This window comes from Microbacterium sp. YJN-G (genome assembly GCF_015040615.1).
Classification (GTDB): Bacteria; Actinomycetota; Actinomycetes; order Actinomycetales; family Microbacteriaceae; genus Microbacterium.
Genome location: NZ_CP060402.1, coordinates 1,192,466 through 1,216,515, shown reverse-complemented (window position 1 = coordinate 1,216,515; position 24,050 = coordinate 1,192,466). Strand labels below are relative to the sequence as shown.

General features: G+C 70.8%; 21 protein-coding genes. 8 read left to right on the top strand and 13 right to left on the bottom strand.

Translation table 11 applies throughout. The annotated features are described in order from the left end of the window. Window positions 1–58: 58 nt before the first annotated feature. Window positions 59–1,042, top strand: coding sequence for a hypothetical protein (locus H7694_RS05625; RefSeq protein ID WP_193598549.1), 984 nt, complete (start codon window positions 59–61; stop codon window positions 1,040–1,042). Between the two features lie 161 nt (window positions 1,043–1,203). Continuing rightward, entirely contained in the window at window positions 1,204–2,409 is a 1,206-nt protein-coding gene (gene metX / locus H7694_RS05620) for a homoserine O-acetyltransferase MetX (protein WP_193598548.1), read from the top strand. Window positions 2,410–2,440: 31 nt separating this feature from the next. Here metX and H7694_RS05615 read toward each other — a convergent pair whose 3' ends face one another. The 4 genes from H7694_RS05615 to H7694_RS05600 all read right to left on the bottom strand — a co-directional run bounded on the left by H7694_RS05615 (window position 2,441) and on the right by H7694_RS05600 (window position 5,732). Beyond that, window positions 2,441–3,124: an NUDIX hydrolase gene (locus H7694_RS05615; protein ID WP_193598547.1), complete on the bottom strand. Its 684-nt coding sequence runs from the start codon at window positions 3,122–3,124 to the stop codon at window positions 2,441–2,443. A gap of 72 nt (window positions 3,125–3,196) precedes the next feature. Then, window positions 3,197–3,514 carry an MTH1187 family thiamine-binding protein gene (locus tag H7694_RS05610; RefSeq protein WP_193598546.1) on the bottom strand — a complete coding sequence of 106 codons (318 nt, stop codon included), beginning with the start codon at window positions 3,512–3,514 and terminating at the stop codon, window positions 3,197–3,199. 15 nt (window positions 3,515–3,529) lie between these two features. After that, window positions 3,530–4,813, bottom strand: a complete 1,284-nt coding sequence (locus tag H7694_RS05605) for a glycosyltransferase 87 family protein (RefSeq protein ID WP_193598545.1) — start codon at window positions 4,811–4,813, stop codon at window positions 3,530–3,532. 58 nt (window positions 4,814–4,871) lie between these two features. Continuing rightward, on the bottom strand, window positions 4,872–5,732 hold the full coding sequence (locus H7694_RS05600) for an NAD(P)H-hydrate dehydratase (protein WP_193598544.1): 861 nt from the start codon (window positions 5,730–5,732) through the stop codon (window positions 4,872–4,874). Window positions 5,733–5,782: 50 nt separating this feature from the next. On the opposite strand from H7694_RS05600, the gene H7694_RS05595 reads away from it, so the two are divergent. Continuing rightward, entirely contained in the window at window positions 5,783–6,850 is a 1,068-nt protein-coding gene (locus H7694_RS05595; RefSeq protein WP_193598543.1) for an NADH:flavin oxidoreductase/NADH oxidase, read from the top strand. 63 nt (window positions 6,851–6,913) lie between these two features. Here the strand turns inward: H7694_RS05595 and H7694_RS05590 are convergent, their stop codons facing one another. The 3 genes from H7694_RS05590 to H7694_RS05580 all read right to left on the bottom strand — a co-directional run bounded on the left by H7694_RS05590 (window position 6,914) and on the right by H7694_RS05580 (window position 10,892). After that, window positions 6,914–7,975, bottom strand: a complete 1,062-nt coding sequence (locus H7694_RS05590; RefSeq protein WP_193598542.1) for a hemolysin family protein — start codon at window positions 7,973–7,975, stop codon at window positions 6,914–6,916. After that, the gene (locus H7694_RS05585; protein WP_193598541.1) at window positions 7,972–9,297 is read right to left on the bottom strand and encodes a hemolysin family protein; all 1,326 of its coding nucleotides are present in this window, start codon (window positions 9,295–9,297) and stop codon (window positions 7,972–7,974) included. The genes H7694_RS05590 and H7694_RS05585 overlap by 4 nt, the downstream gene beginning before the upstream one ends. 137 nt (window positions 9,298–9,434) lie before the next feature. Then, the gene (locus H7694_RS05580; protein ID WP_193598540.1) at window positions 9,435–10,892 is read right to left on the bottom strand and encodes a GuaB1 family IMP dehydrogenase-related protein; all 1,458 of its coding nucleotides are present in this window, start codon (window positions 10,890–10,892) and stop codon (window positions 9,435–9,437) included. A gap of 161 nt (window positions 10,893–11,053) precedes the next feature. Between H7694_RS05580 and H7694_RS05575 the strand changes: the two genes are divergently transcribed. Further along, entirely contained in the window at window positions 11,054–14,716 is a 3,663-nt protein-coding gene (locus H7694_RS05575) for a multifunctional oxoglutarate decarboxylase/oxoglutarate dehydrogenase thiamine pyrophosphate-binding subunit/dihydrolipoyllysine-residue succinyltransferase subunit (protein WP_193598539.1), read from the top strand. Between the two features lie 14 nt (window positions 14,717–14,730). On the opposite strand, the gene H7694_RS05570 is transcribed toward H7694_RS05575, so the two are convergent. From H7694_RS05570 to H7694_RS05555, 4 genes are all read right to left on the bottom strand, one after another. Beyond that, window positions 14,731–16,188 carry an APC family permease gene (locus H7694_RS05570; protein ID WP_227468308.1) on the bottom strand — a complete coding sequence of 486 codons (1,458 nt, stop codon included), beginning with the start codon at window positions 16,186–16,188 and terminating at the stop codon, window positions 14,731–14,733. 181 nt (window positions 16,189–16,369) lie between these two features. After that, window positions 16,370–17,668, bottom strand: a complete 1,299-nt coding sequence (locus tag H7694_RS05565; RefSeq protein WP_193598538.1) for a GNAT family N-acetyltransferase — start codon at window positions 17,666–17,668, stop codon at window positions 16,370–16,372. 44 nt (window positions 17,669–17,712) lie between these two features. Beyond that, window positions 17,713–17,958, bottom strand: coding sequence for a zf-HC2 domain-containing protein (locus H7694_RS05560; protein ID WP_193598537.1), 246 nt, complete (start codon window positions 17,956–17,958; stop codon window positions 17,713–17,715). After that, window positions 17,955–18,623, bottom strand: a complete 669-nt coding sequence (locus tag H7694_RS05555; RefSeq protein WP_193598536.1) for a sigma-70 family RNA polymerase sigma factor — start codon at window positions 18,621–18,623, stop codon at window positions 17,955–17,957. Before H7694_RS05555 ends, H7694_RS05560 begins: the two co-directional genes overlap by 4 nt. Before the next feature lie 47 nt (window positions 18,624–18,670). Between H7694_RS05555 and aroA the strand changes: the two genes are divergently transcribed. From aroA to bcp, 3 genes are read left to right on the top strand one after another with little or no spacing between them, the layout of a single operon-like run. After that, complete coding sequence (gene aroA, locus H7694_RS05550) at window positions 18,671–19,996, top strand: 3-phosphoshikimate 1-carboxyvinyltransferase (protein ID WP_193598535.1); 1,326 nt, start codon at window positions 18,671–18,673, stop codon at window positions 19,994–19,996. Then, window positions 19,993–21,036: a ribosome small subunit-dependent GTPase A gene (gene rsgA, locus H7694_RS05545; protein WP_193598534.1), complete on the top strand. Its 1,044-nt coding sequence runs from the start codon at window positions 19,993–19,995 to the stop codon at window positions 21,034–21,036. The genes aroA and rsgA overlap by 4 nt, the downstream gene beginning before the upstream one ends. A 28-nt stretch (window positions 21,037–21,064) precedes the next feature. Further along, window positions 21,065–21,541 carry a thioredoxin-dependent thiol peroxidase gene (gene bcp / locus H7694_RS05540; protein ID WP_193598533.1) on the top strand — a complete coding sequence of 159 codons (477 nt, stop codon included), beginning with the start codon at window positions 21,065–21,067 and terminating at the stop codon, window positions 21,539–21,541. A 46-nt stretch (window positions 21,542–21,587) separates the two neighbouring features. Here bcp and H7694_RS05535 read toward each other — a convergent pair whose 3' ends face one another. Beyond that, window positions 21,588–21,998 (bottom strand): hypothetical protein, encoded by a 411-nt coding sequence (locus H7694_RS05535; protein ID WP_193598532.1) that lies wholly within the window; start codon window positions 21,996–21,998, stop codon window positions 21,588–21,590. Window positions 21,999–22,224: 226 nt separating this feature from the next. Between H7694_RS05535 and H7694_RS05530 the strand changes: the two genes are divergently transcribed. Beyond that, entirely contained in the window at window positions 22,225–22,473 is a 249-nt protein-coding gene (locus H7694_RS05530; protein ID WP_071641453.1) for a WhiB family transcriptional regulator, read from the top strand. A gap of 104 nt (window positions 22,474–22,577) precedes the next feature. On the opposite strand, the gene H7694_RS05525 is transcribed toward H7694_RS05530, so the two are convergent. Then, window positions 22,578–24,047 carry a sensor histidine kinase gene (locus tag H7694_RS05525; RefSeq protein WP_193598531.1) on the bottom strand — a complete coding sequence of 490 codons (1,470 nt, stop codon included), beginning with the start codon at window positions 24,045–24,047 and terminating at the stop codon, window positions 22,578–22,580. Window positions 24,048–24,050 lie beyond the last annotated feature (3 nt).

Genomic DNA, 24,050 nt, shown 5'->3' with positions numbered 1-24,050 from the left:
TCCACAATGGGCGGGATCGGGCCGCTGAAGCACCGGCGCCGGGGGCAGGGTGTCGGGCATGGCGAACGAGCTCGACCTCATCACGGCGCGCAGGATGCTGCGCACGCGCGACGACCTTTTGCGCGACGGTCTCACAGATCGGGAGATCTCAGCACGGGTCGCCGCGGAACTGCTGATCCGCGTCCGGCGGGGCAGGTACGTGGATGCTGCGCAATGGCACGGGCTCTGGAACGAAGGTCGCCATCTGCTGCAGGTGCTCGCGTTCGACCTCAACGCGGATGCGGCCGGGCCGGTCTTCTGGGGGCCATCGGCCGCGGTGCTGCACGGGCTCCCGCTGTACCGGCTCGCCCCGACCGCGGTGCACGTGGTCATCCTCGGCGAACGCCACACCCGTACACGCACGGGAGTGTCGTGGCATGACGTCGCGATCTCCGACGCCGACATCGTCGAGATCGACGGCATCCGCTGCACCTCTCTGGATCGCACCGTGCTCGATATGGCGTGCTTCGCTCGCGAGGAGGTCGGGCTGTCCGTCACCGATGCCGCCCTGCGGCGCGAGGCGGTGGCCGGTCACGTCCAGGACGAGGATCGCGCCGCGGAGTGGCGCCGACGGCTGACCGATCGCGCCGACATGCGACACACCCGCGGCATCCGGCAGGCCCGGCGGATCGTGGAATTCGCCGACGGCCGCGCGCAGCTGCCGGGTGAGAGCGTCAGCCGCCTGCAGCTCAACCGCCTTGGCTACCGGGACATCGAACTGCAGGTGCACGTGGTCGGACCCGATCAGGAGGACTACTGGATGGACTTCGGCTTCCCCCGCTCGCAGGCCTTCGGCGAGTTCGACGGCGGAGGCAAGTACGTCCGCGCCGACATGACCGGCGGCCGCGCACCCGAGCAGATCGTCTTCGACGAGAAGATCCGGGAGGACATCGTCCGCGGCGTGACCGGACGGCGCACGACGCGGTGGGGATCCGAGCACATCGGCACCCTCGACGGATTCGCACGACGACTTCAGGCGTTCGGCATCCGCCCGCCCGGCTGAATCCCCCATCCCACCCACTCCGCCGAAACCCCACCTGAGCGTCCACACCCCTCGTGATTTACGCCGCTCACGAGGGGTTTCGACAATCATGAGGGGTTTCGGCGGAAGGCGGGGTGTGTAACGTGCGGGTGCGGGGGCGGCGCACCGGCGAGAATGGGAGCATGGACTGGCAGACGACCTCTGAGGACACGGTGCCGTCGGCGCTCGTGACCGAAGCCGATCAACGTCTGCTGCGTGCACGCCCGCCGGCGACCGGCGCCTGGCGCGACGGCGATCCCGCCGGCGATCGGCGGTTCACGTTCCTGGGCGACTTCCACACCGAGAACGGACAGGTGCTGCCCGCCACGCGCCTGGCCTGGGAGTCGTGGGGTGAGCTGAACGAGGCCCGCGACAACGCCGTGCTGATCCTGCATGCCCTCACGGGCGACAGCCACGTGCGCGGCGCCGCCGGCGCGGGACATCCCACCGCCGGCTGGTGGGAGCCGGTTGTCGGTCCGGGGGCCGCGATCGACACCGACCGGTGGTTCGTCATCGCCCCGAACATGCTCGGCGGATGCCAGGGATCGACCGGTCCGGCCAGCATCGCCCCGGATGGCCGCGAGTGGGCCTCGCGCTTCCCGTACCTGACCATCCGCGACCAGGTCTCCGCGCAGATCCGGCTGGCCGACGAACTGGGCATCGGCCGCTGGGCGGCCGTGATCGGCGGCTCGATGGGCGGCATGCACGCCCTGGAGTGGGCGGTCATGGAACCCGAGCGGGTGGAACGGCTGGCTGTGCTGTCCTCTCCCCCGGTGACCACGGCCGATCAGCTCGCCCTGAACTTCGTGCAGCTCGAGACGGTGCGGATGGACCCGCGCTTCGCCGGCGGCGAATACTACGACGCCGGACTCGGCGAGGGCCCGCACCGCGGGCTGGCGCTGGCGCGACGGATGGCGCTGCTGAACTACCGCAGCCCGATCGAACTCAACCAGCGCTTCCAGCGCTCCTGGCAGTCCGGCGTGTCACCCCTCGGACGTGGCGGAAGGTTCGCGGTGGAGTCGTACCTCGACTTCCACGGCAACAAGTTCACCCGCCGCTTCGACGCGAACAGCTATCTCACGGTCGTCGAGGCGATGAACTCGCACGACGTCGGTCGCGACCGCGGCGGCGTCGAAGAGGCCCTGCACGCCGTCACCGCGAAGACCCTCGTCGTCGGCATCGACACCGACCGGCTCTTCCCCGTCGACGGGCAGCAGCGCATCGCGCGCAGCATCCCGAACCTCATCGACGACGAGGCCGTCGTGCTCTCCAGCGACTTCGGGCACGACGGATTCCTCATCGAGACGGATGCCGTGAGCACCCACCTCGAGCGCCTCTTCGCGGCCTGACACCGGCGCAGACCCGGTCGCGCGCGCGGGCTCAGCCGCGCTGGTACGTCCACGGCAGCGCGCCCATCAGCAGCCGGTGCCGTGCGCCTGCAGCACCGGGCGCCTCGGGATGCGCCTCGTCGCCGTGCCAGACGGCGAAGGTCCCCTCCGCAGAGGTCTGCATGTGCGTGGCGAAGTGCTCGGGCTCGCCGACTGCCGCGTACGCGTCGTCGACCGTCCGGTGCGCGAGCAGCGCGTGCAGGGTCACCCAGGTGGGTGGCAGCAGGATCATCGAACCGGCGGCATGCCCGTCGAAGACCTGGCCCGCGGTCAGCCACGCCACCTCCTCGACCTCGCCGGCGTTCGGGACCACCTCGTCGCCGAACTCCCGCGCCAGGAAGAACCAGGTGCGGAACCTGACGGGTGTCCCGGCCGGCGGTGTCCACCGCGACAGAGCGACGAGATCGCGGATGCGGATGCCGGCCTCCTCGAACGTCTCCCGCACGGCCGCATTGCGAGCGGCATCCGCCTCGGTCGCAGCTCCCGCACGATCGGCGGGTTCGAGGCTGCCCCCGGGGAACACCCAGGCATCGGGGAACGAACCCGCACGCGGCCGGCGCATCAGCAGCACCTCCGGCCCTGCGGGCCCGTCGCGCAACACGACGGCGGTGCCGGCGACGCGGATCGGCTTCTCCGGCGGCGGCTTCCCCGGCCCAGGCTCCCCCAGCCCAGGCATACCCGACCCAGACGCCCCCGGCCCGGGCACCCCCGGCATCCCAGCCGCGGGAACGTCCGCACTCATCGGCGCTCAGTCCTCACGTGCCGCGTCGATCGCGGCCTCCAGCCGCTCGATCTTGCCGTCGAGCTCACCGTCGAAGCCGGGGCGGATGTCGGCCTTCAGCACGAGCGATACGCGTGATCCGAAGGGCAGCACGGCCTCGGTCGCGCGCTTGACGACGTCCATGACGGTGTCCCAGTCGGGTCCCTCGATCTCGGTGAACATGCTGGTGGTGCGGTGCGCGAGACCGGATTCGCGCACCACGCGCACGGCGGCGGCGACGGCGTCGTGAACCGAGCCGTCCTCCCGGCCGGTACCTGACGGGGCGACGGAGAAGGCGACGAGCATGGGTCCTCCAGTGGGTCAGCGGCCTCTGGGCCGCTCAGTCGGCCGGTCCGCGGCGACGGATCGGCGGGTGGTCTCGGTTGCGGCGGCAGCGCCGGGCACGCGCAGCACGACGCGCAGGGCATGCACGAGCAGCGCGACGAGCAGGATGTTGCGCACCGTCACGATGAGCACCGCCCAGAAGTCGGCTGCCAGCAGCTCGTCGTAGGTCAGCGGGTACACCGCGAAGGTCAGCGCGCACAGCATGAGCACGAGTACGACGGCCGTGCGGGCACGGGGCCGGTCGAACACGATCCACAGCATCACCGGCACGATGAGCCAGGTCTGGAACTGCGGCGATCCGACTTTGTTCGTGACGATGAGCGCCGCGATCAGCGCGAGGGCGAGGGGCGGCAGCAGCCGCTGCCACGCAGCGCCGCGCCGCGCGCGGAGCACCCCGAGGGCGACGATGAGCCCGACGACGAGCACCATGAGCGGTGTGAGGAGTGCCGAGACGGCATCCGCCTCGGGTGCGGTGATCTGGTAGGTGAGGATGTCGAAGCTGTAGTCGATCGTGGCGAGCCCGGCGACCGCGAGCCACAGGAACGGTGTGGCGGCGACGGCCTCGATCTGCAGGCCGCGCCCGGTCTGCGCGGTGAGGAATCCCAGCAGGTTCTCACCGGCTCCGAGCATCAGCAGGATCACGGCGATCGCGGCGGTGACGGATGCCGCCAACAGGGCCACCTGTCCGGCGCGGCGGCCGACGGCCAGGGCCGCCAGTACGAGGGCGCCCGGCCACACCTTGATCCACGCGCCGATGGTCAGCACGGCCGCGCCGACGCGGGGACGCTGCGCGAGCCACAGCCCGCCGGCCACCGCGAGCGGCACGGTGACGGCGTCGATCCGGTACAGGGCGATCGGACCGAGCAGCAGCAGCGCCGCCGTCCAGAACCAGGCGGCCGTGCGCCGCCTGCGGGTCCGGCCGTTTCCCACGAGTGCGGCGAAGCCGAGCAGATCGCAGAGAGTCGCCAGCGCGGCCCAGCCGACCAGGTAGGCGCCCTCTGCGCCCAGCAGCGACATGAACGGCACGGCCAGCAGCTGCGCGATGAGCATCGGTGCGAGCGCCAGCTGCGGGTACACCCATGCCTCGGTCAGCCCGACGACGGCACCGCCGCCGAGCGCCGAGGATGACCACGGCAGGTAGACGAGCACGACGTCGCCCATCGGCTGGCTGGGCAGCACCCAGCCCAGGACGGCGACGATCGCGTGCGCGGCGAGAAAGCCTCCCCACAGCAGAGCGATACGGCCCCTCGTCCGGCTCATCCGCGCCGCACCGCGGTGGAGAGCGAGGACACGAAAGTAGAGGTCACGAGAGCAGCGATCACGAGAGCAGCTCCCCGATGGCGGCCGGGAGCGCCTCTGCCACGTCGAGCGCGACGATCGGATGCCCGGGCGCACCGTCACGTGCCCCGGATGCCACGGTCGCCGCGTGCCCGTGCAGCCAGGCCGCCGCTGCCGCGGTCTCGGAGAGCTCGCGCCCGGGATTCGCCGCCAGCAGCGCCCCGATGACACCGGCGAGCACGTCTCCGGTGCCCGCGGTGGACAGCCAGGCCGGTCCGTTGTCGACGCGAATCGTCTGCTGACCCGGCGCGGCGACGAGGGTGACGGCGCCCTTGCGCAGCACGACGGACCCGAGCGCCTGCGCCGTCTCCTCGGCCTCGGTAGCGAGCGCGGCCTCGGACGATTCCGCTGCCGGCCCCCGCCCGTCGACCCCGGATCGCGCCGTGAGCCCGAGCTCCTCGCGCAGCCGGCGCAGCTCTCCGGCGTGCGGGGTGAGCACGGTCGGCGCCGCCGCTTCGCGCGCCAGGTCGAGTGCCCCCGCGTCGACGACGACCGGTGCCGTGCCTGCCAGGATCCGCAGCAGCATCGCCCGCTCGTCGGGGGTGCGGCCGGCGGCATCCGTTCCCGAGCCGATCACCCACGCCCCCACCCGGGTGCGGCCGATGTCGGAGCCCGCGACGGTCTCGGGGCGGCGCGCGAGCGCGGCATCCGCCGCTCCACCCGTGTACCGGACGTACCCGGCCCCGGCGCGCCACGCCGCCTCGACACCGAGCACAGCGGCGCCCGGGTAGGCGGCCGACCCCGTGTGCAGGGCGACGACGCCGCGGGAGTACTTGTCGTCCGCCGCCGTGGGCACACGCAGGAACGCGATGGTGTCACCCCTCGTCCACGCGCGGATCATCCCTCAACGCTAGCGCGCCCCTCCGCTCCCCGCGGCGGTAGCGTCATAGGGTGAGTCTGCTCTTCTCCCCTCTCGCTCTGCGCGAGCGCACCTTCCGAAACCGGCTGTGGGTCTCGCCCATGTGCATGTACAGCGCCGTGGACGGCGTTCCACAGCGCTGGCACCGCACGCACCTGGCCCAGTTCGCCTCCGGCGGGGCGGGCCTTGTGCTCGCCGAGGCCACCGGGGTCGTCCCCGAGGGGCGCATCTCGCCGCGCGACACCGGCCTGTGGTCCGACGAGCAGCGCGACGCCTGGGCGGAGGTCGTCGCCGACGTCCACGAGCGGGGCGGACTGATCGGCATCCAGCTCGCGCACGCCGGGCGCATGGCGTCGACCTGGTGGCCGTGGGCAGAGAACCGCGGCTCGGTGCCGCGCGATGAGGGCGGCTGGCCCACCGTCGCCCCCTCGGCGATCGCCTTCGACGGGCTGGCCGCACCGGCCGCGCTGGATGCCGAGGGCATCGAACGGGTGGTCACCGCGTTCGCGGATGCCGCCCGTCGCGCGGTGGAGGCCGGGTTCGACGTGCTCGAGGTGCACGGCGCGCACGGCTATCTGCTGCACGAGTTCCTCTCCCCGCTGTCGAACACGCGCGACGACGAGTACGGCGGCTCGCTGGAGAACCGCGCCCGGATGCTGCTGCGCGCGGTCGATGCCGTGCGGGCGGCCGCCGGCGACGCACTGCCGGTGTTCGTGCGCCTGTCGGCGACCGACTGGGCCGAGGGTGGCTTCACGCCCGAGGAGGCGGCGCAGGTCGCCGTGTGGGCGACCGAGCACGGCGCCGACCTCGTCGACGTCTCCAGCGGCGGGATCGTCGCCGGTCTCCGCATCGACTACCGGCCGGGGTATCAGGTGCCGCTCGCGGCGACCGTCCGCGCCGGCGGCCGGGTGCGCACCGCCGCAGTCGGTCTGATCACCTCGGGCGCACACGCCGAGGAGGCGCTGGCGTCGGGGGCGGCGGATGCCGTCTTCGCCGGCCGCGAATGGCTGCGCGACCCGCACTTCGGGCTGCGGGCCGCACACGAGCTGGATGCCGAGGTCGCCTGGCCGCCGCAGTACCTGCGCGCCCACTGGCGCTGAACGTGCGCGCGCGGGTACCGCTTGCTGCGATGCCCGCGCGCGTGGAATGCGGGGTGCCCGGTCTCAGCGACCGTGACCGCGGCGAGTGGCGTCCTGCACCTCGCCGACGAGTTCCTCGAGGATGTCCTCGAGGAACAGCACCGCGGTGGTCTCACCCGCGGCGTCGCGCACCTTCGCCAGGTGGCGGCCGGCGCGTCGCATCACCGCCAGTGCATCCTCGAGATCGGTGTCCTCCTGCACCGGCACCATGTGGTGGATGCGCTTGGAGGGCAGCGGTTCGTCCACGTGCTCGTCGTCCTCGGGGCCCTCGGATGCCCGCAGCACGTCCTTGAGGTGCACGTAGCCGATCGGGGCGTCCTCGTCGTCGACGATCACGTAGCGCGAGAAGCCGTAGCGCGCCACGGCACGCTCGACGTCGCCGGGCGTTGCCGACTCGGGCAGGGTGATCAGCTCGGCGAGCGGCACGGCGATGTCGCGGGCCTTCTTGTCGGTGAACTCCACGGCCGCGGCGACCGCACCGGAGGCGTCCATCAGCACGCCCTCCCGGCGGGAGCGGTCGACGATCGTCGCGACCTCGTCGAGGGTGAAGGTCGACGCGGCCTCGTTCTTCGGCTCGACGCGGAACAGGCGCAGCACGGCGTTCGCGGAACCGTTCAGAGCCCAGATCACGTGCCGGAACACCCGCGAGACCCACACCAGCGGCGGCGCCAGCAGCAGCACCGCGCGGTCGGGGATCGAGAACGCGAGGTTCTTCGGCACCATCTCGCCGAACACCACGTGCAGGAACGACACCAGCGACAGTGTGATCACGAACGCGGCCACGGTGATGACCGCCGGATCCCAGCCGACCGCGTGCATCGGGACCTCGAGCAGGTGATGGATCGCCGGCTCCGAGACGTTCAGGATCAGCAGCGAGCAGATCGTGATGCCCAGCTGCGAGGTGGCGAGCATGAGCGTCGCATGCTCCATGGCGTACAGAGCGGTCTTCGCCGCACGCGAACCGCGCTCGGCGAGCGGCTCGATCTGCGAGCGCCGCGCCGAGATGACGGCGAACTCGGCGCCGACGAAGAAGGCGTTGGCCAGCAGCAGCACGACCAGCCAGACGATTCCCATCCAGTCGCTCATCGGCCGGCCTCCGTCTCGTCGTCCTCGGTGTCGAGGGGGTCGGCGGTGTAGCGGATGCGGTCGACGCGGCGTCCGTCCATCCGCACGACGGCCAGCGTCCCGGTCTCCACGCGCACCTCGTCACCGAGCACAGGGACCCGCTCGAGCAGGCTCATGACGTATCCGCCCACGGTGTCGTAGACATCCCCTTCGGGGACGGCGATCCCGGTGCGGGCGAGCAGCTCGTCGGGGCGCAGTCCGCCGGGGAACGTGATGGAGTCCACTCGGCGCACGATGCCCGCGCGCGAGCGGTCGTGCTCGTCGAACACCTCGCCGACGATCTCCTCGATGAGGTCCTCGAGGGTGACGATGCCGGCGGTGCCGCCGTACTCGTCGACGACGACCGCCATCTGGTAGCCCTTCGAGCGCAGCTCTGCGACGAGCACGTCCAGGTGCACGGTCTCGGGCACCCGCAGCGGCTCGGTGCTCAGCGCGCCGACGGGAACCTCACGACGCTTCTCGCGCGGCACGGAGACGGCGGCCTTCACGTGCACGACGCCGGTGATGTCGTCGAGGTCGTCGTCGTAGACGGGAAAGCGGCTGTGGCCGGTGCTGCGCGCCAGCCGGATGACGTCGTCGGCCGAGTCGCCGACCGAGATCGCGTGCATGCTCGGGCGCGGCGTCATGATGTCATCCGCGGTGAGACGGGCGAAGGTGAGGCTGCGATCGAGCAGCGTCGCGGTGTCCTTCTCGAGCACTCCCTGGCTCGCCGAGCGGCGCACGAGAGAGGAGAGCTCCTCGGCGCTGCGCGCACCCGAGAGCTCTTCCTTCGGCTCGATCCCCATGCCGCGCAGCACCGCGTTGGCGCTGCCGTTGAGCAGCAGGATCGCGGGCTTGAAGACGATGGTGAACACGGTCTGGAACGGGATCACGACCTTGGCCGTGGCCCGCGGCAGCGCCAGGGCGAAGTTCTTCGGCACGAGCTCGCCGATGATCATCGACAGGATCGTCGCGATGAGCATCGCCACGGTCACCGACACCGGCACGGCGACGGCCTCGGGTACGTTCCAGGCCTCGAGGAGCGGCTCGAGCATCGTCGAGATCGCCGGCTCCATCGTGTAGCCGGTGAGCAGCGTCGTCAGGGTGATGCCCAGCTGCGCCGAGGAGAGGTGGGTCGAGGTGATCTTGAGTGCGCTGATCGTCAGCGCCAGCCGGGTCTCGCCCCGCGCCTGACGCGCCTCCAGATCGGCCCGGTCGAGATTGACGAGCGCGAACTCGCTGGCGACGAACAGACCCGTCCCCACGATGAGCAGAAGCCCCACGCCCAGAAGCAGGTATTCCATCAGCTGTGGTCCTCACAGAAGCGGAGGATCGGGCGGTGGGGCGAGATACTGCAAGAAGGAGGGTCGTCCATGGTGCGCACGATCTTACAGAATCCGACTGTGACGCGCGCCGCGACCCGAGCGGTGAACCGCCCCGATCACATCAGCGGGACGGCTTTGCCCTCCTCGTACCCCGACGCGGACTGCAGCCCGACGACCGCGCGCTCGTGGAACTCGGCCAGCGTCGACGCACCGGTGTAGGCGAACGAGGAGCGCAGGCCGGAGGTGATCATGTCGATGAGGTCCTCGACACCCGGCCGCAGCGGATCGAGGCGGATCATGGATGACGAGATCCCCTCGGCGAACAGCTCACGGCGGGCACGCTCGTAGGCGTCCAGCCGTTCGAAGCGAGCCTGGACGGCCTTCGTGGATGCCATGCCCCACGACTCCTTGTACGCGCGGCCCGCGGTGTCGTGATGCAGCTCGCCCGGCGACTCGATGGTGCCGGCGAACCACGACCCGATCATCACCGAGGCCGCTCCTGCGGCGAGCGCGAGGGCGACGTCGCGCGGGTAGCGCACTCCCCCGTCCGCCCAGACGTGCGCGCCGAGCGAGCGCGCGGCCTCTGCGGTCTCGAGGACTGCGGAGAACTGCGGGCGTCCCACTGCGGTCATCATCCGGGTGGTGCACATCGCGCCGGGGCCGACGCCCACCTTGAGGATCGATGCGCCCGCCCGCACCAGGTCGTGCACGCCCTCTGCGGTGACGATGTTGCCCGCGACGAGCGGGATGTCCAGCTCCAGACGTGCGACGGTCTCCAGCGCCCGCAGCATCCCGTCCTGATGCCCGTGCGCGGTGTCGACCACGAGCACGTCCACGCCCGCGGCGGCCAGGGCGCGTGTCTTCTCGGCCACATCGCCGTTGATACCGACCGCCGCCGCGACCGCGAGCCGGCCCGATGCATCGACGGCCGGCCGGTACAGGCTCGAGCGCAGCGCGGTGCGCGGGGTGAGGGTGCCGACCAGCCTGCCGTGCTCCAGGACGAGCACGATCTCGGCATCCACCGCGTCGATCGTGTCGTACGCGGCACGTCCCTCCCCGATGTCCTCCGCGGCGACCGCGAGCGGCTCGGCGTGCACGAGATCCCCGAGGACGGCATCCGGCAGCGCCGTCGCGAGCCTCGGTGCCGGGATGATCCCGATGACCTCCTCACGGCGCAGCGGCTCGTCCCCCGTCGCCTCGGCGACCACGATGCCGTGTCCAGGCGTGGGCGGCAGCATCCGCAGCGCCTCGGCGACCGTCGCCGCCGGGGACATCACCAGCGGCGTGTCCCAGCGAACGGGCTGGCGCTTGACCCACCGGATCGCGGCATCCAGCTCCTGCAGCGGCACATCCTGCGGCAGCACGCCGAGCCCGCCGCGCCGGGCGAGGGCGGCAGCCAGGCGAGGACCCGTGACGGAGTTCATGTTCGACGCGACCAGCGGAAGGGTCGCCGGAGTGCCGTCATCCGGTGCCAGATCGACCTGGAGCCTGCTCGCGATGCCCGACCTGCGCGGCACGAGGAAGACATCGGAATAGGTCAGATCCACTGCGGGTCGCTCGCCGGAGAACCTCATGTCGCCACGGTACCCCTGCGACCCGCCGAAACCACTGGCTGCGGGCGATTCTCCTGAGCGAATGGCATTAGGCTTGATCACTGTTACAGACGTGCGGACCCGACGCGCTCTCGCTGTCGAGCCGCATGCATAGCTTCAGTGACGGAAGAGGGCGATAAAGCGTGTCGAACCAGGTGACCGGCGGGGGCGACGGAGGGTTCGGAGCCAATTCCTGGCTCGTCGACGAGCTCTACCAGCAGTTCAAGCAGGACAGGAACTCCGTCGACAAGGAGTGGTGGCCGATCCTCGAGAACTACACCCCCGGCACTGACGCCGCTGCCGCACCCGCGCAACCCGCCCACCCTGTGACCGCGCCCGTCCCGGTCATCGGCGCCCAGCCTGTCGCACGCACCACCGCGAAGCCCGCCAAGCGCACGCCGATCCCCGCTCAGGCCCCGAAGCCGGCGGCGAAGGACGAGGCGAAGAGCGAAGACGCCACGGGCGACGAGCAGACCGTCACGACGCTGCGCGGCATGCCCAAGACGCTCGCGGCGAACATGGACCAGTCGCTGACCGTCCCCACCGCCACGAGTGTGCGCACCATCCCCGCGAAGCTGATGATCGACAACCGCATCGTCATCAACAACCACATGGCGCGCACCCGCGGCGGCAAGGTGAGCTTCACGCACCTGATCGGCTGGGCCCTGATCCAGACGCTCAAGGAGTTCCCGAGCCAGAACGTCTTCTACGCCGAGATCGACGGCAAGCCCTCGGTGGTCGCCCCCGCACACGTGAACCTCGGCATCGCCGTCGACATTCCCAAGCCCGACGGCACCCGTGCGCTGCTGGTGCCCAGCATCAAGCGCGCCGACACCATGACGTTCGGCGAGTACCTCGCCGCGTACGAGGACCTCATCGCCCGCGCACGCAGCAACAAGCTCACGGCCGCCGACTTCGCGGGCACCACTGTCTCGCTGACCAACCCCGGCGGCATCGGCACGGTGCACTCGGTGCCGCGCCTGATGAAGGGCCAGGGCTGCATCATCGGCGCCGGCGCCCTCGACTACCCCGCCGAGTTCCAGGGCTCCAGCCAGAAGACGCTCACCGAGCTCGGCATCGGCAAGACCATCACCCTGACCAGCACCTACGACCACCGCGTCATCCAGGGCGCCGGCTCGGGCGAGTTCCTCAAGAAGGTGCACGAGCTGCTCATCGGCGAACGCGAGTTCTACGAGGAGATCTTCGCCGCGCTGCGCATCCCCTACCAGCCCATCCGCTGGAACGCCGACATCGCCGTCGACCTCGCCGAGCGCGTCGACAAGCAGGCGCGCGTGCAGGAGCTGATCAACTCGTACCGCGTCCGCGGTCACCTGATGGCCGACATCGACCCGCTCGAGTACGTGCAGCGCTCGCACCCCGACCTCGAGATCGAGAGCCACGGCCTCACCTTCTGGGACCTCGACCGCGAGTTCGTCACCGGCGGCTTCGGCGGACGACGGGTGATGAAGCTGCGCGAGATCCTGGGCGTCCTGCGCGACTCGTACTGCCGCACCCTGGGCATCGAGTACATGCACATCCAGGATCCGGAGCAGCGTCGCTGGTTCCAGGAGAAGGTCGAGATCAAGTACGTCAAGCCCGGCCACGACGAGCAGCTGCGCGTGCTGAGCAAGCTCAACGAGGCTGAGGCGTTCGAGACCTTCCTGCAGACGAAGTTCGTCGGCCAGAAGCGCTTCTCGCTGGAGGGCGGCGAGTCGCTGATCCCGCTGCTGGACGAGATCCTGCAGGGTGCGGCGTCCGCGGGCCTCGACGGCGCCGCGATCGGCATGGCGCACCGCGGCCGGCTCAACGTGCTCACCAACATCGCCGGCAAGACGTACGGGCAGGTGTTCCGCGAGTTCGAGGGCTCGCTGACGCCGGGCAACCAGCGCGGCTCGGGCGATGTGAAGTACCACCTCGGTACCGAGGGCACCTTCGTGGCGCAGGACGGGGCCGAGCTGCCGGTGTACCTGGCCGCCAACCCGTCGCACCTCGAGACCGTCGACGGCGTGCTCGAGGGCATCGTGCGCGCCAAGCAGGATCGCAAGCCCATCGGCACGTTCGCCTGGCTGCCGATCCTCGTGCACGGCGACGCGGCCTTCGCGGGCCAGGGCGTCGTCGTCGAGACGCTGCAGATGTCGCAGCTGCGCGGCTACCGCACCGGCGGCACCGTGCACGTCGTGGTCAACAACCAGGTCGGCTTCACCACGCTGCCGACCGACTCGCGCACCTCGGTGTACGCCACCGATGTCGCCAAGACCATCCAGGCGCCGATCTTCCACGTGAACGGCGACGACCCCGAGTCGGTGATCCACGTCGCCCAGCTCGCCTTCGAGTACCGCGAGCGCTTCCACCGCGACGTCGTCATCGACCTGGTCTGCTACCGCCGCCGCGGTCACAACGAGGGCGATGACCCGTCGATGACCCAGCCGCTGATGACCGACCTGATCCAGGCCAAGCGCTCGGTGCGCAAGCTGTACACCGAGGCGCTGGTCGGTCGCGGCGACATCACCGAGGAGGAGTACGAGCAGGCCAAGGCCGACTTCCAGAACCGCCTGGAGATCGCCTTCGCCGAGACGCACGCCGCCGAGACCGGTGCGACCCCGATCGCCCCCGACCTGGCACCGGTCGACGACCAGATCGGCTCGCCCGAGGTCACCGGCGTGCCGCTCGAGGTCATCCACCTCATCGGAGATGCGCATGCCAACAAGCCGGACGGCTTCACCGTGCACTCCAAGCTGCAGCAGCAGCTCGACAAGCGTGTCTCGATGAGCCGCGAGGGCGGCATCGACTGGGGCTTCGGCGAGCTGCTCGCGTTCGGCTCGCTGCTCGTGGAGGGCACCCCGGTGCGCCTGGCAGGTCAGGACTCGCGCCGCGGCACCTTCGTGCAGCGCCACGCCGTGCTGCACGACCGGCGGAATGGACAGGAGTGGCTGCCGCTGACGAACCTGTCCGACAGCCAGGGCCGGTTCTTCGTGTACGACTCGCTGCTCAGCGAGTACGCCGCGCTCGGATTCGAGTACGGCTACTCGGTCGAGAACACCGAGGCGCTGGTGCTCTGGGAGGCGCAGTTCGGCGACTTCGTCAACGGCGCCCAGTCGGTGATCGACGAGTACGTCTCGGCTGCCGAGCAGAAGTGGGGCCAGCAGTCCGGTGTGGTCATGCTGCTCCCGCACGGCTACGAGGGTCAGGGTCCTGACCACTCGTCGGCCCGGATGGAGCGCTTCCTGCAGCTGTGCGCGCAGGAGAACATGATCGTCGCACGCCCGTCGACCCCGGCGTCGTACTTCCACCTGCTGCGCCGCCAGGCGTACTCCCGCCCGCGCAAGCCGCTGGTGGTCTTCACCCCGAAGGCGATGCTGCGTCTGCGCGGGGCCACCAGCCAGGTCGAGGACTTCACCCAGGGCCGGTTCGAGCCGGTGCTCGACGACGATCGCGGTGTCGACCGCAACGCCGTCAAGCGCGTGCTCGTGCACGCGGGCAAGATCCACTGGGATCTGCGCAGCGAGCTGGACAAGAACCCGAACCCCGAGATCGCCCTGGTGCGCCTCGAGCAGTTCTACCCGACGCCGATCGACGCGCTGCGCGAGATCACCGACTCGTACCCGAACGCCGAGCTGGTGTGGGTGCAGGACGAGCCCGAGAACCAGGGCGCCTGGCCGTTCCTGGCGTTGGAGTTCGCCAAGGTCCGCGACCGCGGCTTCCGCGTGGTCTCGCGTCCCGCCGCGGCCTCTCCCGCCACCGGGTCGTCGAAGGTGCACGCGACCGAGCAGGTCAACCTGCTCAAGGCCGCGCTGACGCTCGACTGAGAACACCGCCGGAATCAGGATGCCGTCTCCCGCCGGGAGGCGGCATCCTGCGTCTGAGGCCGGCGCGCGTACCGTCGCCGGGCCTGCGTGCGTGCCGACGCCGGGCCGGCGCGCGTGCTGCCGCCGGGAAGCGTCGGCTCTGCACCCAGGAGCGGATGCCGCCGCGTCAGCCGGTGCCGGCGGTCCGGCGGGGGGCGCCTCAGCAGGGTCACCAGCACGGCGGCCCCGGCGAGAACGGCCGGGACGATCAGGGCGGCACCGGCCAGCGGCAGCAGCCCGACCGTGAGCACAGTCGCTGCGACGGCGAGGCGATACCCGGCCGACCCCCGCGGCAGCAGGCGCACCGCCGCGATCATGCCGACCGCGTAGATGGCGACCATGCTTGCGGTGTGGACCAGGATGAAGGGCTGCAGGTCTCCCCCGGCCGCGAGCATGAGGGCGAAATAGCCCAGCATCAGCACCCCGGTGACCAGCAGCGCGCGACGCGGCACCAGACCGTTCTCGACGCCCTTGGCCATCCAGCGAGGAAGATCTGACGTGGATGCCAGCGACGCACCCAACTTCGAGAACGCGGCGAGGTACACGTTCAGCACTCCGAGTGCGACGATCCCGGCGGCGGCGCCGATCAGCGCGGGTGCGGCGGGCAGGTCTCCGAGGCGCGCGAGATCGAGCAGCACGGCGTCGCCGTCACCCGCGCTCGGTCCGAGAGCACCGACCGTCACCACCTGCAGCACCAGGTAGCTCGCCCCCGAGAGCAGCAGCGTGACGGTCGTCGCGATGGGGATGGTGCGCCGCGGATCACGGAACTCGCCTGAGATGTGCGTCCCGACCTCCCAGCCGGCGAACGCCCACACGAACATGACGATGGCCGTGCCGACCCCGCCCCAGCCGTGTGGCAGGAACGGAGTGAGGTGCGCGGGGTCGACTGCGGGGGCTGCGACGGCGACCACTGTGACCACGACGGCCATGAGCAGGCCGGTGAGCGCCAGCTGCAGCCAGCCGGTGACATGCACCCCGAACAGGTTCGTGACGAAAGGACCGATCAGGAAGGCCAGTGCGATCGGCGGCACCGCCGCCGCATCCAGGGAGAGCACGACGGCGACGTACTGCGCACCGAGCATGGCGACGACGGGTCCTCCCGCGGCGACGCCGAACAGGAACCAGTAACCGGTCGCCCTGGCTGCGGTGGGACCGAGTGCCCGCCGGGCGTAACTGGCCACTCCACCCGGATCGGGGTGGCGTGAGGCGAGGGCCGCGAAGGCCCCGGCGAGCGGCACGGCCAGCAGCGTCACGAGGGCCACGGCCAGGATGCTCGCCGGCCCGGCGGTGCGTGCGGTCAGACCCGGCAGCACCAGCAACCCTGTGCCGAGGACGGATGCCAGGTACAGCGCTATCCCCGGGCCCAGCCCGAGTCGGCCGGTGCGCGCGTCGGCGGCGGAGGCGCCTGCGACCGAGGATTCACGGATGCTCACCCGGTCACGTTAGCCCCGGCCACGCACGGCGAACGCCCGGTGCCGGGTCTGCCGGACCGGATTGGCGGGAATGCGTCGGAACCCGACCGGATCGCGTCGGCGAGCGGCTCACCCGCCGCTGCCTCGGGATGCCGTCAGGTCAGCGCCGGATGCCGTCCGGTCAGTACCAGATGCCGCCCGGTCAGTACCAGATGCCCAGTGCGGGCGACGGGTCCACGCGCAGCGCACGGCCGAGTGCGGCGATCGCGGCTTCGTCGCCGTGCACGCGACCGGCGGCCGTGAGCTGGCCGAGCGGTACCGCGCCCGCGTACGCGGTCGACAGCTCGACGACGCCCAGCATCACATCGGGGTCGGCATCCGAATCCGTCACCTCGGCGGCGCCGTCGGCGCCGATGCGCACCCGCCAGGTGCCGCGCGCGAACCCGAGCGCGTCGTCGACCTGCATCACGACATCGGCGGATGCGGCGTACCGGCGCGCCTGCAGCGCGGCCGGGACATCGAGCACCCTCAGCCAGCCGTGGTCGTGCACGGTGAAGCGGACGGCGCGCTGATCGGCCACCAGATGCACGATCGGATCGTCGACGGGCCGCAGGTCCGCTTCGACCCTGTCCACGAGATCATGGGTGACGGCGAACCGCCACAGGGCGCGCAGCGCCTCGTCGGTCTCGGCCGCGAGATGCCTGATCCGCAGAGTGCTCCGGAACGCATCCGGCAGATCCTCCAGCGTGTATGCGATCGCCCCGCGGGTCTCGCCCGCCGCATCCAGGTAGCGCACGCCTCGCACCGCGGCATCCTTCTTGGATTCGTCGCCGAGGCCCGCCATCTGCAGCCAGCGTCCCCGCCAGCCCGGGATCTGTCCCGTTCTGCGGCTGCGTGCGCGCTCGTGCACCGCGCCGAGCTCGTCGACCAGCTGCTCGCGTTCGAGGTACTCCAGCCGCCCCGGCGCCTCGGCGCCCGCCCATCCGCTGCGGCTCGTGTCGATCTCGACGCGTGCGGCCGGCACCGCGGGGCCGAAACCGTACCGCGAGTAGATCGTCGCCTCGGAGACGGTGAGGCCGGCGAGCGGCACCCCGGCGGATGCTGCTGCGCGCAGCTCGCCCTCCAGCAGATTCCGCGCGATGCCCCGACGACGGTGCATCGCCGAGACGGTCACGGCGCTGATCGCCCACATGGGGATCTCTCCCCCGGGCGCCGTCATGGGTGCCACCCACGAGTTGATCGTCGCGACCGGCAGCGTCTCGGCCTCGGCCCCGGGCTCGTACACGCCGATGTTCCGCCTGGTCGCGGCGCTCTCGCGCATCCGCACGAGCTCGGCGTCGCTCGGTTCGGATCCGAGGAAGCCGCGGGCGGTCGCACGGCTGAGGGCGGTGGCCTCCGCGTCGACGCTCAGGTCGACCACCCGGTAGTCGTAGCCTGCGTCTCTCAGACGGTCGTGGGACTGCGGGTCGGCGGGGACGTTGCGTGCGTCGATGACCGTCATGCCTCCAGACTAGGGGGCGCCGCCGACGGTCTCGCGGATGCGGGTCAGTGCGAGACGGCCTGCACGGCACGCAGCCGGGCGAAGACCTGCTCGCGCAGCTCCTCGGGCGCGTTCTCCTTGCACGCTCGGGCGACGACCTCGGTCAGGGTCGTGGCGACCAGCGCCTCGTCCTTGCACGACGGGCAGTTCTCCAGATGCATCCGGATGTCGGCGTGCTCGGTGTTGCACACCTCGTTGCGGAGGTACTCCTCCAGGTCCCGGCGGGCTTTCTCACAGCCGCAGTCACTCATTTCCTGCTCCTCGATCGGGCCGCCGCGATCCCTCGCTCGGCGGCGTAGTCTGCCAGCAGCTCCCGCAGCATCCGTCTGCCACGGTGCAGACGGCTCATGACGGTGCCGATGGGGGTCTTCATGATGTCGGCGATCTCCTGGTAGGAGAATCCCTCGACGTCGGCGAGGTACACGGCCAGACGGAAGTCCTCGGGCACCTCCTGCAACGCATCCTTGACGACGGATGCGGGCATGCGGTCGATCGCCTCGGCCTCGGCCGAGCGGCTGTGCGTGGCCGTCGTCGATTCCGCTCCGCCCAGCTGCCAGTCCTCGAGCTCGTCGATGGTGCCCTGATAGGGCTCGCGCTGGCGCTTGCGGTAGATGTTGATGTAGGTGTTCGTGAGGATGCGGTAGAGCCACGCCTTCAGGTTGGTGCCCTGCGAGAACGAGGACCACGCCCCGTAGGCCTTCACGAACGTCTCCTGCACGAGGTCAGCCGCATCGGCGGGGTTGCGCGTCATGCGCATGGCCGCCGCGTAGAGCTGATCCATGTACGGGATCGCCTGCTCCTCGAAGTCGCGTCGAGGATCGCCGGATGCTGTCTCGTCCATCACCGGCCAGTCTAGGCTGGCGAGGTCATCGACAGCGGAGAGGACCTCGGGCGTGCGCATCAGCGTCGTCGTCATGTCTCTCCTTTCTCCGCGTGTCGCAGGCTTCACTAGGCTATGAACCGATGAGCACTGATCGGTATTCCCCCGCCCCCGTCCGCGGCCCGTACCTGGCGCCGGAGGCCGGCGCGCCCGTGCACGCCTCCGTGACGATTCCCGGGTCGAAGTCCCTCACCAACCGCGAGCTGATGATCGCGGCGATCGCCGACGGCCCCGGCCGGCTGCTGCGCCCGCTGCACTCCGACGACTCGCGTCGCATGATCGAGGCGCTGCGCCAGCTGGGCATCGGCATCGAGGAGGTGCCATCGGACGGCGAGTTCGGCCCCGACCTGCTCGTCACCCCCGCACACCTGCGCGGCGGCGCGACGATCGACTGCGGACAGGCCGGCACCGTGATGCGCTTCATCGCGCCGCTGGCGGGCCTCGCCTCCGACGACGTGCACCTCACCGCGCACGAGACCGCGCTGCACCGCCCGATGGGCGCCATGATCACCGCCATGCGCGACCTCGGGGTCGACATCGACGACGAGGGCACCTGGTCGCTGCCGTTCACCATCCGCGGGCGCGGGCGCATCCGCGGCGGCCGCGTCGAGGTCGACGCCTCCGGCTCCAGCCAGTTCGTCTCCGGGCTGCTGCTGGCAGCCCCCCGCTTCGACGTCGGCCTGCACCTCGTGCACACCGGTGAGCACCTGCCGAGCCTGCCGCACATCGACATGACGATCGAGTCGCTCAGCCGCCGCGGCATCCGCATCGAGCGCCCCGCGGTCGGCGAGTGGCTCGTCGAGGCGGGCGTGCCGCGCGCCAAGGACGTGGCGATCGAACCCGACCTCTCCAACGCCGCACCTTTCCTCGCGGCGGCACTGGTGACCGGCGGCGAGGTCACCATCACGGGCTGGCCGCTGCACTCGACCCAGCCGGGCGCCCTGCTGCCCGACATCCTGCACGCGATGGGCGCGCACACCAGCCGGCACGGCGGTGCCCTCACGGTGCGCGCCGGCGACGGCATCCGGGGGCTGGACCTCGATCTGTCGGCCGCCAGCGAGCTGACCCCGACCATCGCCGGGCTCGCGGCCTTCGCCGACGGGCCGACCACGATCCGCGGCGTGGGCCACATCCGCACCCACGAGACCGACCGCATCGCAGCGCTGATCAGCGACCTGCGTGCGCTGGGCGGCGAGGTCGAGGAGCTGCCCGACGGGCTGCGGATCATCCCACGACCGCTGCACGGCGGCGCCTGGGGCGCCTACCACGACCACCGGATGGCGACCACCGGAGCCCTCATCGGGCTGCGCGTCCCCGGGGTGGAGGTCGACGACATCGGCACGACCACGAAGACGCTCCCCGAGTTCACGCTGCTGTGGGAGCGGATGCTGGGGAGCGCCACCACGTGAGCTGGCTGGGCGACGACGACGAGCTCGACGACTTCGAGGAGTTCGACGAGGCGAGCATCCGCACGCGCCCGAATCCGAAGGCGAACCGTCCTCGCACCAAACGCCGCCCCGCCCACGAGGATGCCGAGATCGGCCGCATCCTCGGCGTCGACCGCGGCCGCTACAGCGTGCTGCTGGGCGAGGGCGGCTCCGACGAGCGCATGGTGACGGCTGCACGCGCCCGCGAGCTGCGGCGCACGCCGATCGTCACCGGCGACGGGGCCCGCGTGGTGGGCGACACCTCCGGCGATGAGGGTTCGCTCGCCCGCATCGTCGGCCTCACCGAGCGCACCTCGCTGCTGCGGCGCAGCGCCGACGACACCGATCAGGTGGAGCGGGTGATCGTCGCCAACGCCGACCAGATGCTCATCGTCGTCGCCGCGGCCGACCCCGAGCCGCGGGCACGACTCGTCGATCGCTATCTCGTCGCGGCGCTCGACGCTGGCATCCGCCCCCTGCTGGTGGTCACCAAGACCGACCTCGCCGATCCGGCCGAGTTCCTGTCGCACTTCGACGGGCTCGACCTGACCGTGTTCACCAGCGCCCGCGGCAGCATGCCGGTCGACGAGATCGGCGCCGCGCTCATCGGCCACTCCACGGTCTTCGTCGGCCACTCAGGTGTCGGCAAGTCGACCCTCGTCAACGCCCTGGTACCCAGTGCGGGGCGGGCGACGGGCCACGTCAACGAGGTGACCGGCCGCGGCCGGCACACCTCGTCATCGACGGTGTCGCTGCGGTACGCGACCCCGCAGGGCAGCGGATGGGTGATCGACACACCCGGCGTGCGCTCCTTCGGGCTCGGCCATGTCGACCGCGCGAACATCCTCGCGGCGTACACCGAACTCGCCGAGATCGCCGAGGAGTGCCCCCGGGGCTGCACGCACCTTCCCGGCGCCGAGGACTGCGCGCTGAACGAGGCCGCCGCGGACGGCACGCTGGGCGACACCGGCAGGGCGCGGCTGGAATCGCTGCAGCGGCTGCTGACGACGTTCGGGGGCTGATCCCCGGCCCGCCGGATAGGCTGGTGAGGTGACCACGACACGTCTCGAAACCGGCAGCACCGCACCCGACTTCACCCTGCGTGACCAGGACGGCGAGGATGTCTCGCTGGCAGGCCTTCGCGGGCAGAAGGTCATCCTGTACTTCTACCCGGCGGCCATGACGCCCGGCTGCACGACGCAGGCGTGCGACTTCCGCGACAGCATCTCGTCGCTGCAGGGCGCCGGCTACACCGTCATCGGCGTCTCCCGCGACACGCCTGAGAAGCTGCGCAAGTTCCGCGAGCGCGACGCGCTCACCTTCGAGCTGCTGAGCGACCCCGACCACGCCGTGCACAGCGCCTACGGCGTGTGGGGCGAGAAGACGAACTACGGCAAGGTCGTCGAGGGCGTCATCCGCTCGACGTTCGTGATCGACGAGCAGGGCGTCATCGAGCACGCCCAGTACAACGTCAAGGCCACGGGCCACGTGGCACGCCTGCGCAAGACGCTCGGCATCGACGCCTGACGACCCCGGCGCACGACGCGCCGGCCCGCACGGGTCGCCGCGTCGCTCAGTCCTCGTCGGCGGCGGGTCGCTGAAGGCGGGGATCGGCGGCGCCGTCGCGCCTGACCGTCGCGATCAGCGCGACCAGGCCGGCGGCGCCGGACAGTCCGACCGCGAGGGCGAACGGCCACGGCGTGGGCTGGATGGTCAGCGCCGCCAGAGCCAGTGCGATGGCCAGCACCTGGAGCAGGATGCCGCCCGAGCGCGCCCAGGATGCCCCGCGCAGCGTTCCGAACGCGAACGCGAAGAGACCGGCCGCACCGAGCAGCGTCAGCACGATCAGCGCGATGCCGCTGGCGACGGAGCTGGCGTCACCGGCGCCGAGCGCGAACAGCTCGATGACGCAGACCACGCTCAGCGCGATCGCCTCGGCACCGAGGATGACGGCGGCGATCACCGCGGGTCCGGACCTGCGCACGGGGACTCCTCCCAAGAGCCATGAGAAATCCCAAGAGCCGTGAGAAAACCCTTGATTTCAGATTGTTTCTGTAACAGAATGGACAAAGCCATGTGCTCCCACATCGGAGTGGGGCGGGTTCTCTGCCCGCATGACCAGGGTAGCTGAATCCCGATCCGCTCCCCGACTTCGAGCGCCGCTTAGACGGCCGCCCACACCGAACACCACATCTCTGAGGAGCCATCATATGGATTGGCGTGACAAAGCCGCCTGCCTGACCGTCGACCCCGAGCTGTTCTTCCCTGTCGGGAACACCGGACCGGCTGTGGATCAGATCGAGAAGGCGAAGGCCGTCTGCGCCACCTGCACCGTCACGGAGATCTGCCTGCAGTACGCCCTCGAGTCCGGACAGGACTCGGGCGTGTGGGGCGGTCTCTCGGAGGACGAGCGCCGCGCCCTCAAGCGCCGCGCAGCCCGCGCACGCCGCGCCGGCTGAGCACAGACCTGAAGAGAGCGCCGGGCCGGGATCGATTCGATCCCGGCCGGCGCTCTCGTCTGTCTGGCGTTCTCGCTCAGGCGTTGACGCTCAGGCGTTGACGCTCAAGCGTTGATCCAGCGCATCGGGATCTCGATGGTCACCTGCGTGCCCTCGCCCTCGATGCCCTTCCAGTCGATGGTGCCGCTGAGCTCGCCCTGGATGAGCGTGCGCACGATCTGCGTGCCGAGTCCCTGCCCCACACGCCCCTCAGGCAGCCCGTGGCCGCTGTCGGTGACGGTGACGCGCAGCATCTCCGCCGTGCGGGCCGCCTCGATGCGGACGATGCCCTCGCGGCCTGCAAGGCCGTGCTCGACGGCGTTGGTGACCACCTCGGTCAGCGCGAGCGCCAGCGGGGTGGCGTACTCGCTGGGCAGCACGCCGAAGCGCCCTTCCAGCTGGGTGCGCGCCCGCGTGTTGGGCGCGGCGGCGACCTCGGCGACCAGCTTGAGCACCCGATCGAACACCTCGTCGAAGTCGACGGTCTGCGACAGCCCGCTGGCGAGGGTGTCGTGCACGACGGCGATCGACTCCACCCGGCGCATGGCCTGCGTCAGGGCCTCGCGCGCCTCATCGGAATGGGTGCGCCGGGCCTGGATGCGCAGCAAGGAGGCCACGGTCTGCAGGTTGTTCTTCACCCGGTGGTGGATCTCTCGGATCGTGGCGTCCTTGGTGATGAGCTCCTGCTCCTGGTGGCGCAGCTCCGACACGTCGCGGCACAGCACGATCGCCCCGGTGCGCGTGCCGTGGTCCTTCAGCGGAATCGCACGCAGCGACACGGTGACCCCGCGCGCCTCCATGTCGGTGCGCCATGGCGCACGCCCCGTGACCACCACGGGCAGCGACTCGTCGACCTGACGGGAGGGCGGCACGATGCGCGTGGTCACCTCGGCCAGCGACTCGCCCTCCAGCTCGTCGTCGAATCCCATCCGGTTGAAGGCCGAGAGCGCATTGGGGCTGGCGAAGGTGGTGATCCCGTCGACATCGAGCCGGATCAGTCCGTCCGAGGCCCGCGGGGCACCGCGACGCGGCGCGGTCGGCGCCGACAGGTCGGGGAACTCGCCTGAGGTGATCATGCGGAACAGGTCGTTCGCGCACTCGTCGAAGCTGATCTGCTGACGCGAGGGCATGCGGGCCTCGCCGAGGTTGGTGTGCCGGGTGAGCACCCCCAGTACGCGCTTGCCGTCACCGCTGACGATCGGCACAGCGCGCACCCGCGTCGGCGTCTCCTCGAACCAGTCCGGCGACGATGAGTCGACGATGTCACCGGACTCGAATGCGGCCTGCACCTGCGTGCGCCACTGCGGGCGCACCTTCTCACCGACGATGTCGCGGTAGAACAGCGTGGCCGCGCCGCTGGGCCGGGAGTGCGTGACGGCGACGAACGAGGAGTCCGCCGTCTCGATCCACATCACGATGTCGGCCGATGCGAGGTCGGCGAGCAGCTGCCCGTCGCCGGCAAGGCGGTGCAGCCATTCGACATCCGCGTCGGTCAGGCGGCCCTGGGCGTGGACGAGATCACTGAGTGTTGACACTCC